The organism is Leisingera sp. ANG-M6 (genome assembly GCF_000813905.1).
Taxonomy (GTDB): Bacteria; Pseudomonadota; Alphaproteobacteria; order Rhodobacterales; family Rhodobacteraceae; genus Leisingera.
Genome location: NZ_JWLG01000013.1, coordinates 19,067 through 31,405, shown reverse-complemented (window position 1 = coordinate 31,405; position 12,339 = coordinate 19,067). Strand labels below are relative to the sequence as shown.

The window sequence follows — 12,339 nt, the reverse complement described above, 5'->3', positions numbered from 1 at the left end:
CGAACGGGGTTTCCCCCAGCCGCTTACCAGTCTTCGCGGACCACGACGCGGGTCTTGACCGGCAGCTTCATCGCCGCCAGGCGCAGGGCCTCGCGTGCGATTTCATCGCTGACGCCGTCGATCTCGAACATCACGCGGCCAGGCTTAACCTTGGCTGCCCAGTAGTCCACGGAGCCTTTACCTTTACCCATACGGACTTCGGTCGGCTTCGAGGTCACCGGAGTGTCCGGGAAGATACGGATCCAAACACGGCCCTGACGCTTCATGTGGCGGGTCATGGCACGGCGGGCAGCTTCGATCTGGCGTGCAGTCACACGCTCAGGCTGGGTTGCCTTCAGGCCATAGGTGCCGAAGTTCAGGTCGGAACCGCCTTTTGCCAGGCCGTGGATCCGGCCCTTGTGCATTTTGCGGAATTTAGTGCGCTTTGGCTGAAGCATCTCAAATCCTCCTTAGCGACGGCCGCCACCAGCACCACGGGGTGCAGGGCCGTCCTGGATTTCTTGTGCTTTACGGTCACGCGCCGAAGGATCGTGCTCCATGATCTCGCCTTTGAAGATCCAGACCTTGATCCCGATGATCCCGTAGGGGGTCATCGCTTCGGAGTGTGCGTAATCGATGTCGGCACGCAGGGTGTGCAGCGGCACGCGGCCCTCACGGTACCATTCGGTACGCGCGATTTCCGCACCGCCCAGACGGCCAGCGACGTTCACCCGGATACCCAGGGCGCCCATGCGCATAGCGTTCTGCACGGCCCGTTTCATGGCACGGCGGAAGGACACACGGCGCTCCAGCTGCTGGGCGATGGACTCGCCGACCAGCTGAGCGTCCAGTTCCGGCTTGCGCACTTCAACGATGTTGAGGTGCAGCTCGGAGTCGGTCATCTTGGCAATCTTCTTGCGCAGGACTTCGATGTCCGCGCCTTTCTTGCCGATGATGACGCCCGGACGGGCGGTGTGAATGGTCACGCGGCATTTCTTGTGCGGGCGCTCGATGATGACGCGCGCAATGCCAGCCTGCTTGCATTCTTCCTTGATGAACTCGCGGATTTTCAGGTCCTCGAGCAGCAGATCACCGTAGTCTTTGGTGTCGGCGTACCAGCGGCTGTCCCAGGTGCGGTTGACCTGAAGGCGCATGCCGATCGGATTGACTTTCTGACCCATTAGGCTTGCTCCTCAACTTGACGCACCTTGATGGTGATCTCCGCGAACGGCTTCAGGATTTTGCCGAACCGGCCACGGGCACGCGGACGGCCGCGCTTCATGGTCAGGTTCTTGCCAACCCATGCCTCGGCGACGATCAGTTCATCGACGTCCAGGTTGTGGTTGTTTTCAGCATTCGCGATGGCGGACTGAAGGCATTTCTTCACGTCCTGCGCGATCCGCTTGTTGGAGAAAGTCAGGTCGGTCAGGGCCTTCTCAACTTTCTTGCCGCGGATCATCTGAGCCACCAGGTTCAGTTTCTGCGGGGAGGTACGGAGCATGCGCAGTTTTGCCATTGCTTCGTTGTCTGCCACGCGGCGGGGGTTCTTTTCCTTGCCCATGACTTACTTCCGCTTCGCTTTTTTGTCTGCGGCGTGGCCATAATAGGTGCGGGTCGGCGAGTATTCACCGAACTTCTGACCGATCATGTCTTCCGAGACGTTGACGGGGATATGCTTCTGGCCGTTGTACACACCAAAGGTCAGGCCGACGAACTGCGGCAGGATGGTGGAACGGCGCGACCAGATCTTGATCACTTCATTGCGGCCCGATTCACGCGCTGCTTCGGCCTTTTTCAGGACGTAAGCATCAACGAAGGGGCCTTTCCATACGGAACGTGCCATGGATTAGCGGCCTTTCTTCTTGGCGTGGCGCGAGCGGACGATGAGCTTCTGCGACGCCTTGTTTTTGTTGCGGGTCCGTTTGCCCTTGGTCGGTTTGCCCCAGGGGGTCACCGGGTGGCGGCCACCGGAGGTCCGGCCTTCACCACCGCCGTGGGGGTGGTCGATCGGGTTCATGACGACACCACGCACGGAAGGACGCTTGCCCTTGTGGCGCATACGGCCGGCTTTACCGAAGTTCTGGTTCGAGTTGTCCGGATTCGACACGGCACCGACGGTGGCCATGCATTCCTGACGGACCAGGCGCAGTTCGCCCGAGGACAGGCGGATCTGAGCGTAACCGCCGTCACGGCCAACGAACTGAGCGTAGGTACCGGCTGCACGGGCGATCTGGCCGCCTTTGCCGGGCTTCATTTCGATGTTGTGAACGATGGTACCGATCGGCATGCCCGAGAACGGCATTGCGTTGCCCGGCTTGATGTCGGCTTTTGCAGACGCGACAACCTTGTCGCCAACAGCCAGACGCTGAGGCGCCAGGATGTAAGCTTGTTCGCCGTCTTCGTATTTGATCAGCGCGATGAATGCGGTCCGGTTCGGGTCGTATTCGATCCGCTCAACGGTGGCCGCTACATCAAATTTGTTCCGTTTGAAGTCAACGATCCGGTAGAGGCGCTTTGCGCCGCCGCCACGGCGGCGTGCAGTGATCCGTCCGGTGTTGTTCCGGCCGCCCGATTTGGTCAGACCCTCAGTGAGAGACTTGACCGGACGCCCTTTCCAAAGCTCCGAACGGTCGATCAGAACCAGCCCACGCTGGCCCGGCGTCGTCGGTTTATACGACTTGAGTGCCATGCTTTCTGTCTTCCGTTTAGCGTGCCAGGCCTTAGGTTCTTGTCTTTGGCCCAGCTATGTTGAAGGCCCCCGTAGGTGCCTGTGTTATAGGGCCCCGAAGGTCCCCGAGTTCGTATGTCCTGACAAACATAACGACCCCGGAAACGAATCCGGGGTCTTCAGGATGGATGGCGTTTAGCAGAGTCGCCGGGAGGTGGCAATGACAGAGTTTCAGCCAGCTGGCAAATGCCCCGGTGGCACCGGTTGCAGCGCTGACGGGCTTCCAGGAACCCGCCTGAAAGCACCGCGCTGGCAGCAAAGGGGGGGCGCTCAGGGCCCGCCGCCGCTACCAAAGGTGTCGCTCCAGAATTTGAGCAGCAGCGCCCGCCTGTTGGGATCAAGCGCAACCAGCAGCGAAGGGGCAAGCGGAATCGACCGCCTGGCACTGGGAGCCAGGCCGGAGTCCGCTGCGGCAATCTCGGTGACGAGGCCCGCCTCGGCCAGCAGCTCTTGCGCTTCCGGGCTGAGGAGGAAATCAAGAAGATCCGCAGCGGCTGCTATTTGCCGCGCCTCTGCCGGGATCATGTAGGCACGGGACAGCACAAGGGTGTAGTCCTCCGGCAGGATGGTTCCAACCTCGGGCGCGGAGGCATTTGCAACGTAGGAGCCCAGCACGTTGTAGGCGATCAGGAAACGGCCCTCTGCCACGCCGGCGATGATTTCGGCGGAGCAGCAGGTGGCAACGGCATCGACCCTGGCAAAACCTTCCAGCAAGGCGCCGAATGTTGTTGCCTCCAGGCTGTCGCTGTAGGCGAACAGGTAACCAAGTCCGGAGGCGGCGATGTCATAGGTGGCGATCCTGCCGCGGTAGAGACCGGGTTTGGCCCGCAGCGCATCCAGCAGCGCAAACCGGCTGCGCGGCACATCTGCGCCGTCCAGCAGCTGCTTGTTATAGACGATCACCGCGGGTTCGGTGGTGACCCCCCACAGTTCATTACGCCAGCGCCGCGACGGCGGCAGCGCCAGCGCCGCGGGCGAGCGGTGCGGATGGGCACAGGCGGCATTGACCAGCCAGACCATCTGCTGCACCGCCGAGGACAGCACCGCGTCGGCAGGCGGGCTGCCGTCCCGGCAATCGGCGCGGCTTTGGGCAAAGAGCGCGTTGGAGCCCCATTGCTCGTAGGTGATCGCCAGCTGCGGATGCCGCTCGGCAAAGCGCTCCATGACGGGCTGGATAATGCTGTTGTCAGTGGTGGAGCGCAGCAGGAAGGGCACCGGGCCGCTGCCGTACCGATGGGTTGCCTCCTGCGCGGCGGCGGCGGCAGGAAGCAGGGTGGAAAGTATCAGCAGCAGGTGCCGGATCCGCATCATGCCCCCTCCTGCGCGGCGGGCAGGACCAAGGCGGCACGGAAGCCCTCCTCCTCCTGCGTCATCTCCACCCGGCCGCCAAAGGCCGCTGCCACGGAGGCCACAATCGACAGGCCGATGCCAGTGCTGTTCTCCTGGGTTCCGGCACTGCGGTTGAAGCGGCTGCCGAGCTGCGCCATCACCGTAGGCACCGGGCCGGGGCCTGCATCGCGCACCCACAGGATGGCATCGCCGCCGCGCCGTTCTGCGCCGATGGCCACGGGGGGTGTGCCGTGCCTGAGTGCATTGCCAAGAAGGTTGCCGGCCGCCTCGCCAAGAGAAAATGCATCGGCGCGCACCATCACGGGATCCTCGCCGATTTCCAGCCGCAGGTCGGTGCCGGGCGCCAGCAGTGCGTGGTCGTCACGCTCCATGATTTCCAGTGCCACCTCGCGCAGGTCGACGGGCAGGCGCGGGGCGCTGTCAGTGCGGTGGACCACAAGCGCACGGCTGAGAAGCTGATCCAGCAGGGTGCCCAGCGAGCGGGTGCGGGCCAGCAGCCGGTCAAGGGCGCGGCGGCTGGCATCCCCGCCGGGTTCTGCAATGGCGGTTTCCGCCTGCACGCGGATTGCAGCAACCGGAGTGCGCAGCTGATGCGCGGTGTCGGAAATCAGGTTGCGCATCGCCTCAACCTGGCCGTCCAGCCGGCCCATGAAGCGGTTCATGGCGCCCAGCACCACCTGCAGCTCCTGCGGCAGGCGGCCGGTTGCAATCGGGGTCAGGTCGTAGGGATCCCGGCGGGCGAGATCCGCGGTGATCGCGTCGAGCGGGCGCAGGGCAGTCCGGATGACCATCCAGGCCATCACCAGCAGCACCAGACCTGCCGACGCCATCGGCCATAAGGCATCCAGCATCAGATCCGCGGTCATCGCTCTGCGCGCCCGCAGGGTCTGGCCAACCACAACCTCAACCGGACCGGAGAAGTCACGTTCCGCAAAACGGCGGGTGACGCGGACAAACCGCGCGGGTTCATCATTCAGCTGGGCCTCGAAGTACCCTGCCCCGCCGCCGCCCTCCGGCGCATGTATTTCTGTCTGGGGATCGACACCGGTGATGAAAACCTGCCCGGGTCCATGCACCGCGTAATAGATGCGGTCCTCGGGTGCCTGGGCAAGCAGCTGGAAGGCAGAGACCGGCAGATCCGCGATGGGGGTGCCTGCCTGGATGCGGACAGATTCCGCGATGTCGTTTGCCGCGCCCAGCAGAATCCGGTCATAGGCCTGCCGCGCGGCCTGCTGGCCATTCAGCCAGGCGGAACCGGAGACCAGCACCCCGCCGAGCAGCAGGATCAGCAGCACCGCCCCCAGCACCCTGGCCGCCAGAGTCAGCGGCGGGCGCGGCTCAGCCATTGAGATGCAGCCGGTAACCGACCCCCCGCTGGGTTGCGATGCTGACATCGCTGCCCGCAATCTTCTTGCGCAGGCGGGCGATGTAGAGCTCAATCGCGTTTTCGCCGACATCGGCATCATCAAAGCCGTAGAGCGAGTCATAAAGCCGGGACTTGGACAAGTACCGGTCCTGGTGGCGGATCAGCATGTCCAAGAGCGCCGCCTCGCGCCGAGTCAGCTCCAGCAGACGCCCGTCGAGCCGGGCGCTGCGGTCGCTCGGGGCAAAAACCAGCGAGCCGAGGGTGATCTGCTCATCCTTGCGCTCCATCTGCCGCCGCACCAGCGCCCGAAGCCGCGCCTCCAGCTCGCGCTGGTCAAAGGGTTTGCCCAGATAGTCATCCGCCCCCTGGTCCAGTGCCGCCACCCGATCGTCGACTGAGGTCAGCGCGGTCAGCATCAGCACTGGCGCCGGATCACCCGCCAGGCGCATCTCGCGCAGCAATGACAGGCCGGAGCCATCCGGCAGGTTGATGTCCAGGATCACCGCGTCATAGGCCTGCACGGCCCGGCAGTCGCGGGCGCTTTCGATGTCCGGCGCCAGATCACAGGCAATTCCCGAACGGGCCAGGTGGGCGGTCACCCCCTCGGCCAGATCCTCTGCATCCTCGACCATCAAGACCCGCATTCAATGGCGCTCCGCTTTGCTGATACCGGCGACAGGTTGGTGACAGCTTTAATGGGTAAACATGTCTAACCCGCAGAAACAGAGCTGCCAAAGCGAATTGTTGCGGGTGATCTCCGGCGCTTGGGAGTGCGCCGGCCACGACCTGAGGAGGAACGCATGAAATTCACTGTCACCCGCGGCCTGTTTGCCGCTGCCGCCCTGTCGCTGTCCGCTTTTGCGGCCCAGGCACAGGAAAACCCCGAATGTATCGCCCCAGCCAACCCTGGCGGCGGCTGGGACTTCACCTGCCGCCAGGTTGGAAAATCGCTGCAGGATTTGGGGCTGATCGATAAGACCATGCAGGTCGTGAACCTGGCCGGCGGCGGCGGCGGCGTGGCCTTTGCCGAGGTGGTCAACAAGCGCGCGGACGACAACAGCCTGATTGTTGCCGCCTCCAGCGCCACCGCAACCCGCCTGGCACAGGGCGCCTATCCGGGCAACAGCATGGACCAGGTGCGCTGGCTGGCGGCCATCGGGGCGGACTACGGCGTGATCGCAGTGTCCGCTGACAGTGAGGTCGAAACGCTGCCGCAGCTGTTGGACACCATCAAGGCCGATCCGTCCTCGGTCTCCGTCGCGGGCGGCTCCGCCGTTGGCGGCTGGGACCACCTGAAGGTCCTGATCGCCGCCAGCGCCTATGGCATCGAGGACGTGCGCAGCGTCAAGTACATCGCCTTTGACGGCGGCGGAGAGGCTGTGACCCAGCTGCTGGCAGGCTCCGTGCAGGCCTTCACCGGCGACATCTCCGAAGCCAAGGGCTTTGTGGATTCTGGCGATATCAAGGTGATCGCGGTGCTGTCGCCGGAGCGGCTTCCGGGCGAGTTCGCAGACTTTCCGACCGCCAAGGAACAGGGGGTGGATGCCATTGGCGCCAACTGGCGCGGTTTCTATGCGCCGGGCGGCATGTCGGACGAGGCCTATGACGCCTGGGTGTCGAAGATCGGCGACCTTTATGCCTCCGACGAGTGGAAAGAGGTAATGGCCGCCAACGGCCTGGCGCCGCTGGACCTGCAAGGGGCTGCGTTCCAGGAATTCGTGGCTGGTTCGGTCGCGCAGATCCAGTCGATTTCCAAGGACATCGGCATCATCAAGTAACCTTTTCGGGGTTAGTCCCGGGGGAGGCCGCGCAATCCTGCGGTTCCCTCTGCGGGCGGCCCCGCCAGACACCTGAACTGGAGACCGCCATGAGCGATCGTATCTTCGGGGTCTTCGGCATGATCCTTGCTGCCGGCTATGTCTTTGCCGCGCTTGCGATCGAGGAAAGCTTTCTCTCCGATGCCGTCGGCCCCAAGGCCTTTCCCCTGATCATTGCTGCCATCCTCGGCCTCTCGGGCGCGGTGATTGCGCTGCGCCCGGACCCGGAGCCGCATTGGCCCGCACTGGGACGGCTGGCGGAACTGGCCGCCGCTGTTGTGGTGCTGATCCTTTACGCCGAAATGCTGCCGGTTGCCGGCTTTGTCATCGCTACCGCCTTCGCCGCCGCCTATCTGGCCTGGCGGCTGGGGTCGGGACCGCTGGAAACAGTGGCCGTGGGCGCCGGCACTTCCATCGGCATCTATGTCACCTTTCACCTGATCCTCGGCCTGTCGCTGGCCAAGGGTCCCTTTGGCTTCTGAGGAGGGCGCAGCATGGAGCTTCTCGCAAATCTTGGCGACGGCTTTGCCATCGCGCTCAGCTGGCAGAACATCGGCCTGGCGCTGCTGGGCTGCTTCCTGGGCACCATCATGGGCGCGCTGCCCGGGCTGGGACCGTCGAACGGGGTCGCCATCCTGATCCCGCTGGCCTTTACCATGGGGCTGGGGGCGACGCCCTCGCTGATCTTGCTGACCAGTGTCTATTACGGCGCCATGTACGGCGGGCGCATCAGTTCGATTCTGCTGAACATTCCCGGGGACGAACCCGCCATGATGACCTGCCTGGACGGCCACCCGATGGCCAAGAAGGGTCTGGCGGGCGAGGCTCTGTCGCTATCGGGCATCGCGTCCTTTGTCGGCGCCTTCCTGGCCACCTGGGGTCTGATCCTGCTGGCGCCGCAGCTGGTCAAGATCGCCCTGCTGTTCGGCCCCGCGGAATATTTCGCCCTGTTCGCGCTGGCCTTCATGACGCTGGGCGGCGTGTCGTCTACCAACCAGGCGAAATCCGCCTTTGCCGCGGCGCTGGGCCTTGGACTAGCGACCATTGGTGTTGATACCCAGACCGGCGTGCCGCGCTTCACTTTCGGTGAGGTGCATCTCTATGACGGGCTGGATTTCCTGGTCGCCATCGTCGGCCTGTTTGCCCTGTCCGAGGTCTTCATCTTTTTGGAAACCCGGCACGGCGGATCCGACGCCGCGGGGCGCAAGCTTACCATCGGCAAGCTCTATCCGCCGGTGTCGATGATCCGGCAGACCACCCCGACCATGCTGCGGACCTCCTTTTTGGGATTTATCGCAGGCGTATTGCCGGGTGCCGGAGCCTCGCTGGGGTCGTTCATCTCCTATTCGATGGAGAAAAAGCTGGTCGACAAGGAAGGCACCTTCGGCACCGGCGACCCGCGCGGCGTGGCGGCGCCCGAAGCCGGCAACAATGCCGCGGCTGGCGGTGCCCTGGTGCCGATGCTGGCACTTGGGGTGCCGGGATCGGGCACAACCGCGGTGCTGCTGGCGGTGCTGCTGGCGCTCAATATCACGCCGGGCCCGCTGCTGTTCAGCCAGAACCCGGACGTGGTCTGGGGCCTGATCGCAGCGCTGTTCATCGCCAACTTCATGCTGCTGGCGATGAATATCCCGATGGTCGGCCTGTTCACCCGCGTGCTGATGATCCCCTCGCGCATCCTGATGCCGATCGTGGCGATGGTCAGCTTTGTCGGCATCTACGGCATTTCCGGCAGCACCTTCGACCTCTTGGTGATGATCGGCTTCGGGGTCATGGGCTGGGCACTGCGCAAGCTGGACGTGCCGCTTGTGCCGGTCATTCTGGGGACGCTCTTGGGCAACGCGATGGAGAACAACCTGCGCCGTGCAGTCACAATCGACAACGGCAACTGGTGGACCCTTGCTGACAGCCCGCTGTCCATCGCGCTTTGGACGGTTGCCATAATCGGCTTCGTGCTGCCGGTGATTGTCGGCGCCAGGTTGAAGGCCAGGATGCATCAGCGCCGCGACGAGAAAGGGGCAGTCAGCGACTGACTGCCTCCGCTGCCAGTCCGGGCACAGGTCCGGACTGGCGGGTTTCAGCGGTGTTTTTGCCGCTAGGCTGGAATGCCCCGCCTAAACTGGTCCGCGGTTATGTTTAGGAAAACGGAGGACCGAGAATTGGAACGAAACGGCACAAGCCTGAGGAAACAGTTCAGAAACCGCGGCAGGTTGATGCGGTCAAACGCCCCCATGACGATTAGCTTGGCGCCAACTGTATCTGAAACAGAAAGGATTGCCCCTGCGCACCAGCGCGTTTTACGTTCTTCTGCTTTCACAGTGCTTCCAGCGCGGCATGTGCCAATGCAGAAAGCCCCGCGTATTCGGGTCGTAAGGCGTTGATCTTGCTTGGCGTTTTTGGCTGCGGGAGCAGGCAACCGCCGTATCCTACCTGCTCTCTCGGCAAGTGTGTAGTCGTAAAAAAACACGCAAATAGCGGCAGCATTGCGTGACCGCACTAAATGAAAAGAGTTTGCCGGGGCTTCGGGCTGAAAAGCCCTGCGCCTTAACTGGCCCCCTACGATCAATATGAAATACAGCGCTGCCGCCACTAGAAGAAGGCGCTGCAAAGCCGGTGCAGTAGGACAAAGCGATCCTTCAGAGGCCAGTGGTTTCTCAAATTCGTGAAAGCCGGGGTAGTAGATTCAACAAAACGCAGTTTGATATTCCTGATACTTCCCTGCCCTACGTGCGATTGGATCCGCGTCTTGCAGGGTGTCCCTGCTACAGGCGATTTTCATCCACACTCAGTACCCGGCAGTCCAGAAGCCTTCATGCGGTTTGCGGGCTTCGTCTTCCAGAAGCGGGCCAATGACCACTGTTGGGTGGTTCGGGGAGCATTCGAACACCCGGCGGCACGGCAGGTTGAGAACCTCGGGGTGCGGCGAGGCTTTACTTGTACACATCTCAACCAATGCGAGCTCGGACAGACCATAAACAACAGCCCTCACACCGACCCAGAAAGTTGCACCGGCACACATCGCGCAGGGTTCCGTGCTGGTAACCATGACGAGTTCAGCAAGCTCTTCGCGGGTAAACTTGCGAGAAGCAGCGCTCATCAGGTTCTGTTCGGCGTGGCACGTTGAATCGTTCAGATCGCCAACGGTGTTTTCGATTTCGAGGGCGATATTGCCATCGAAGTCGCACAGCAGCGCGCCGAATGGGTGGTTGCCTTTAGAGCGGGCGGATTGCGCCAGTTCAAACGTGCGGCGCAACAGCGATTCCACGTCGAGGTTTTCGAGGTTCGGCGGTGTTTTCATGACATTCTCTATTGCATTATGAGGCGTTTCAGGGGCTGGGTGCCCTGGTTTTGCGGGCCAATAAAGAGCGGACCGCCGCAGGCAAACAAAATCGCATGCACGCGGCGGCCTAAGCTCAGTTGGGGATCAGAGCGTCGACACCTTCAACAAAGAAGTCCATGCCAGCCAGCGTCCCGTCGTCAGAGGTTTCACCTTCCGCAAGCCAGACGCTGCCGTCCTGCTTGTTTAGAGGACCGGTGAAAGGATGATAGGTGCCAGTTGCGATCTGCTCTTTCATCGCGAGGGCTTCGGCCTGTACGGCGGCTGGGATCTTGTCGGTCATTTCCCCGATTTCCACCATGCCTGCGCCGATGCCGTCCCAGGTGTTCACCGGTTCCCAGGTGCCATCGATCACGGCTCGCACGCGGCTGATGTAATAAGGTGCCCAATTGTCGATGATCGACGAGACCCGCGGGCCGTCCTTGTATTCGGCCATGTCAGATGCCTGGCCGAAACCGATGACGTTTCCGGCGCTTTCCGCCGCTGCCATCGGGGCGGTTGAATCGGTGTGCTGCAGGATCACATCAGCGCCCTGTTCGATCAGCGCCTTTGCGGCATCGGCCTCTTTGGCCGGATTGAACCAGGTAGAGACCCAGACAACTTTGAACTCTACATCCGGATTTGCCTTCTTGGCGTGGATGTAGGCGGAATTGATGCCGCGGATGACCTCAGGGATCGGGAAAGATGCAATGTATCCAATCACGTTGGACTTGGTCATCTTGCCCGCGATATGGCCCTGGATGGCACGGCCTTCATAGAACCTGGCAGAATAAACCGACACGTTCGGAGCGGTCTTGTACCCGGTTGCGTGTTCGATTTTCAGATCGGGAAACTTGCTGGCAACTTCAATCGCAGGATCCATGTAGCCAAAGGATGTGGCGAAAATCAGATCTGCGCCTTCCAGCGCCATCTGGGTCATCACACGTGCGGAGTCCGGTCCGTCAGGCACACTTTCGACAAAGACGGTTTCGATCTGATCTCCGAACTCTTCGACAACTTTCTTGCGCGCCTGTTCATGTTCGTAGGTCCATCCGCCATCTCCAACCGGGCCGACATAGACAAAGCCGACTTTGGTCTTGTCCGCAAATGCCGCGCTTGCGGTCAATCCCAGTGCAAAAGCTGCACCCGCTAATAAAGACCTGAGTTTCATGGGTTTCCTCCTCGTTGAAAATGTACCGAGCCTTGGGGTCGGGAAAGCGGAGGGCCGTTCACGCCTTTCCCCGTTACCAGAAGTCCTTGTGCCCCAAAGCGACTTCGTCCTCGATCTCGGGGAAAGGGCCGCGGACCTCCACCTTCCGGCGTCCTGCAGCAAAGACCGTCTTGCAAGCCAGATCGAGCGTTAGGTTTTCGGGGTTGTCCCCCGTCAATTCGGCCAGGCGTTTCTCTGTCATGCCGTAGACGACTGCCCCGATGCCGGCCCAATAGCAGGCTCCGGCGCACATGCAGCAGGGTTCAACGGAGGTATAGAGCGTGCATTCGCTCAGAAACTCAGGGGAGAATTTCTGGCTGGCTTCCCGTGCCACGTTGAGCTCTGCGTGGCCGACGCCCTTGTCGCTGGAGTAGGTGTTTCCACCTCTGAGAAGAACGCTGCCATCGGGGCCGGTTAGGATTGCTCCGAAGGGGTGGTTTCCTTCGGCGCGGCACTCATGCGCGATCTTCACGGTGGTGCGCAGGTGATCGATATCATTTTGCATAATGCGTGACCTGTTTTGAAGGTTTCCCGCATAGCCTAGGCTGTCTCGACCGTGATAAAAATCAGAAT

At 62.2% G+C, this 12,339-nt stretch carries 14 protein-coding genes; 3 read left to right on the top strand and 11 right to left on the bottom strand.

Annotated elements, in window-relative coordinates:
* Positions 1-23 precede the first annotated feature (23 nt).
* From rplP to RA24_RS09955, 8 genes are all read right to left on the bottom strand, one after another.
* Positions 24-437 (bottom strand): 50S ribosomal protein L16, encoded by a 414-nt coding sequence (gene rplP, locus RA24_RS09990; RefSeq protein WP_019297988.1) that lies wholly within the window; start codon positions 435-437, stop codon positions 24-26.
* Positions 438-449: 12 nt separating this feature from the next.
* Positions 450-1,160 (bottom strand): 30S ribosomal protein S3, encoded by a 711-nt coding sequence (gene rpsC, locus RA24_RS09985; protein WP_019297987.1) that lies wholly within the window; start codon positions 1,158-1,160, stop codon positions 450-452.
* Positions 1,160-1,540 carry a 50S ribosomal protein L22 gene (gene rplV / locus RA24_RS09980; protein ID WP_008557868.1) on the bottom strand — a complete coding sequence of 127 codons (381 nt, stop codon included), beginning with the start codon at positions 1,538-1,540 and terminating at the stop codon, positions 1,160-1,162. The genes rpsC and rplV overlap by 1 nt, the downstream gene beginning before the upstream one ends.
* A 3-nt stretch (positions 1,541-1,543) precedes the next feature.
* Positions 1,544-1,822 carry a 30S ribosomal protein S19 gene (gene rpsS, locus RA24_RS09975; RefSeq protein WP_008554066.1) on the bottom strand — a complete coding sequence of 93 codons (279 nt, stop codon included), beginning with the start codon at positions 1,820-1,822 and terminating at the stop codon, positions 1,544-1,546.
* Positions 1,823-1,825: 3 nt separating this feature from the next.
* The gene (gene rplB / locus RA24_RS09970; RefSeq protein WP_019297986.1) at positions 1,826-2,668 is read right to left on the bottom strand and encodes a 50S ribosomal protein L2; all 843 of its coding nucleotides are present in this window, start codon (positions 2,666-2,668) and stop codon (positions 1,826-1,828) included.
* Positions 2,669-2,977: 309 nt separating this feature from the next.
* Positions 2,978-4,018 (bottom strand): ABC transporter substrate-binding protein, encoded by a 1,041-nt coding sequence (locus tag RA24_RS09965; protein WP_039191281.1) that lies wholly within the window; start codon positions 4,016-4,018, stop codon positions 2,978-2,980.
* A complete protein-coding gene (locus RA24_RS09960) occupies positions 4,015-5,403 on the bottom strand; it encodes a sensor histidine kinase (protein WP_039191278.1) in 1,389 nt (462 codons plus the stop codon). Before RA24_RS09960 ends, RA24_RS09965 begins: the two co-directional genes overlap by 4 nt.
* Positions 5,396-6,067 carry a response regulator transcription factor gene (locus RA24_RS09955; RefSeq protein WP_019297983.1) on the bottom strand — a complete coding sequence of 224 codons (672 nt, stop codon included), beginning with the start codon at positions 6,065-6,067 and terminating at the stop codon, positions 5,396-5,398. Before RA24_RS09955 ends, RA24_RS09960 begins: the two co-directional genes overlap by 8 nt.
* Positions 6,068-6,223: 156 nt before the next feature.
* Between RA24_RS09955 and RA24_RS09950 the strand changes: the two genes are divergently transcribed.
* The 3 genes from RA24_RS09950 to RA24_RS09940 all read left to right on the top strand — a co-directional run bounded on the left by RA24_RS09950 (position 6,224) and on the right by RA24_RS09940 (position 9,273).
* Complete coding sequence (locus tag RA24_RS09950; protein ID WP_019297982.1) at positions 6,224-7,201, top strand: Bug family tripartite tricarboxylate transporter substrate binding protein; 978 nt, start codon at positions 6,224-6,226, stop codon at positions 7,199-7,201.
* Between the two features lie 89 nt (positions 7,202-7,290).
* On the top strand, positions 7,291-7,722 hold the full coding sequence (locus RA24_RS09945) for a tripartite tricarboxylate transporter TctB family protein (protein ID WP_019297981.1): 432 nt from the start codon (positions 7,291-7,293) through the stop codon (positions 7,720-7,722).
* Between the two features lie 12 nt (positions 7,723-7,734).
* Positions 7,735-9,273 carry a tripartite tricarboxylate transporter permease gene (locus RA24_RS09940; protein WP_019297980.1) on the top strand — a complete coding sequence of 513 codons (1,539 nt, stop codon included), beginning with the start codon at positions 7,735-7,737 and terminating at the stop codon, positions 9,271-9,273.
* A gap of 752 nt (positions 9,274-10,025) precedes the next feature.
* Here RA24_RS09940 and RA24_RS09935 read toward each other — a convergent pair.
* The 3 genes from RA24_RS09935 to RA24_RS09925 form a co-directional block, all read right to left on the bottom strand.
* Complete coding sequence (locus tag RA24_RS09935; RefSeq protein ID WP_039191276.1) at positions 10,026-10,538, bottom strand: nucleoside deaminase; 513 nt, start codon at positions 10,536-10,538, stop codon at positions 10,026-10,028.
* Positions 10,539-10,653: 115 nt separating this feature from the next.
* Positions 10,654-11,727, bottom strand: a complete 1,074-nt coding sequence (locus tag RA24_RS09930) for a BMP family ABC transporter substrate-binding protein (protein ID WP_039191275.1) — start codon at positions 11,725-11,727, stop codon at positions 10,654-10,656.
* Between the two features lie 73 nt (positions 11,728-11,800).
* The gene (locus RA24_RS09925; RefSeq protein ID WP_039191273.1) at positions 11,801-12,271 is read right to left on the bottom strand and encodes a nucleoside deaminase; all 471 of its coding nucleotides are present in this window, start codon (positions 12,269-12,271) and stop codon (positions 11,801-11,803) included.
* Positions 12,272-12,339: the final 68 nt, after the last annotated feature.

Excerpts from the sequence above, each read along its gene's own strand:
- rplP (WP_019297988.1), bottom strand. The coding sequence starts at position 437 with ATGCTTCAGCCAAAGCGCACTAAATTCCGCAAAATGCACAAGGGCCGG.
- rpsC (WP_019297987.1), bottom strand. The coding sequence starts at position 1,160 with ATGGGTCAGAAAGTCAATCCGATCGGCATGCGCCTTCAGGTCAACCGC.
- rplV (WP_008557868.1), bottom strand. The coding sequence starts at position 1,540 with ATGGGCAAGGAAAAGAACCCCCGCCGCGTGGCAGACAACGAAGCAATG.
- rpsS (WP_008554066.1), bottom strand. The coding sequence starts at position 1,822 with ATGGCACGTTCCGTATGGAAAGGCCCCTTCGTTGATGCTTACGTCCTG.
- rplB (WP_019297986.1), bottom strand. The coding sequence starts at position 2,668 with ATGGCACTCAAGTCGTATAAACCGACGACGCCGGGCCAGCGTGGGCTG.
- RA24_RS09965 (WP_039191281.1), bottom strand. The coding sequence starts at position 4,018 with ATGATGCGGATCCGGCACCTGCTGCTGATACTTTCCACCCTGCTTCCT.
- RA24_RS09960 (WP_039191278.1), bottom strand. The coding sequence starts at position 5,403 with ATGGCTGAGCCGCGCCCGCCGCTGACTCTGGCGGCCAGGGTGCTGGGG.
- RA24_RS09955 (WP_019297983.1), bottom strand. The coding sequence starts at position 6,067 with ATGCGGGTCTTGATGGTCGAGGATGCAGAGGATCTGGCCGAGGGGGTG.
- RA24_RS09950 (WP_019297982.1), top strand. The coding sequence starts at position 6,224 with ATGAAATTCACTGTCACCCGCGGCCTGTTTGCCGCTGCCGCCCTGTCG.
- RA24_RS09945 (WP_019297981.1), top strand. The coding sequence starts at position 7,291 with ATGAGCGATCGTATCTTCGGGGTCTTCGGCATGATCCTTGCTGCCGGC.
- RA24_RS09940 (WP_019297980.1), top strand. The coding sequence starts at position 7,735 with ATGGAGCTTCTCGCAAATCTTGGCGACGGCTTTGCCATCGCGCTCAGC.
- RA24_RS09935 (WP_039191276.1), bottom strand. The coding sequence starts at position 10,538 with ATGAAAACACCGCCGAACCTCGAAAACCTCGACGTGGAATCGCTGTTG.
- RA24_RS09930 (WP_039191275.1), bottom strand. The coding sequence starts at position 11,727 with ATGAAACTCAGGTCTTTATTAGCGGGTGCAGCTTTTGCACTGGGATTG.
- RA24_RS09925 (WP_039191273.1), bottom strand. The coding sequence starts at position 12,271 with ATGCAAAATGATATCGATCACCTGCGCACCACCGTGAAGATCGCGCAT.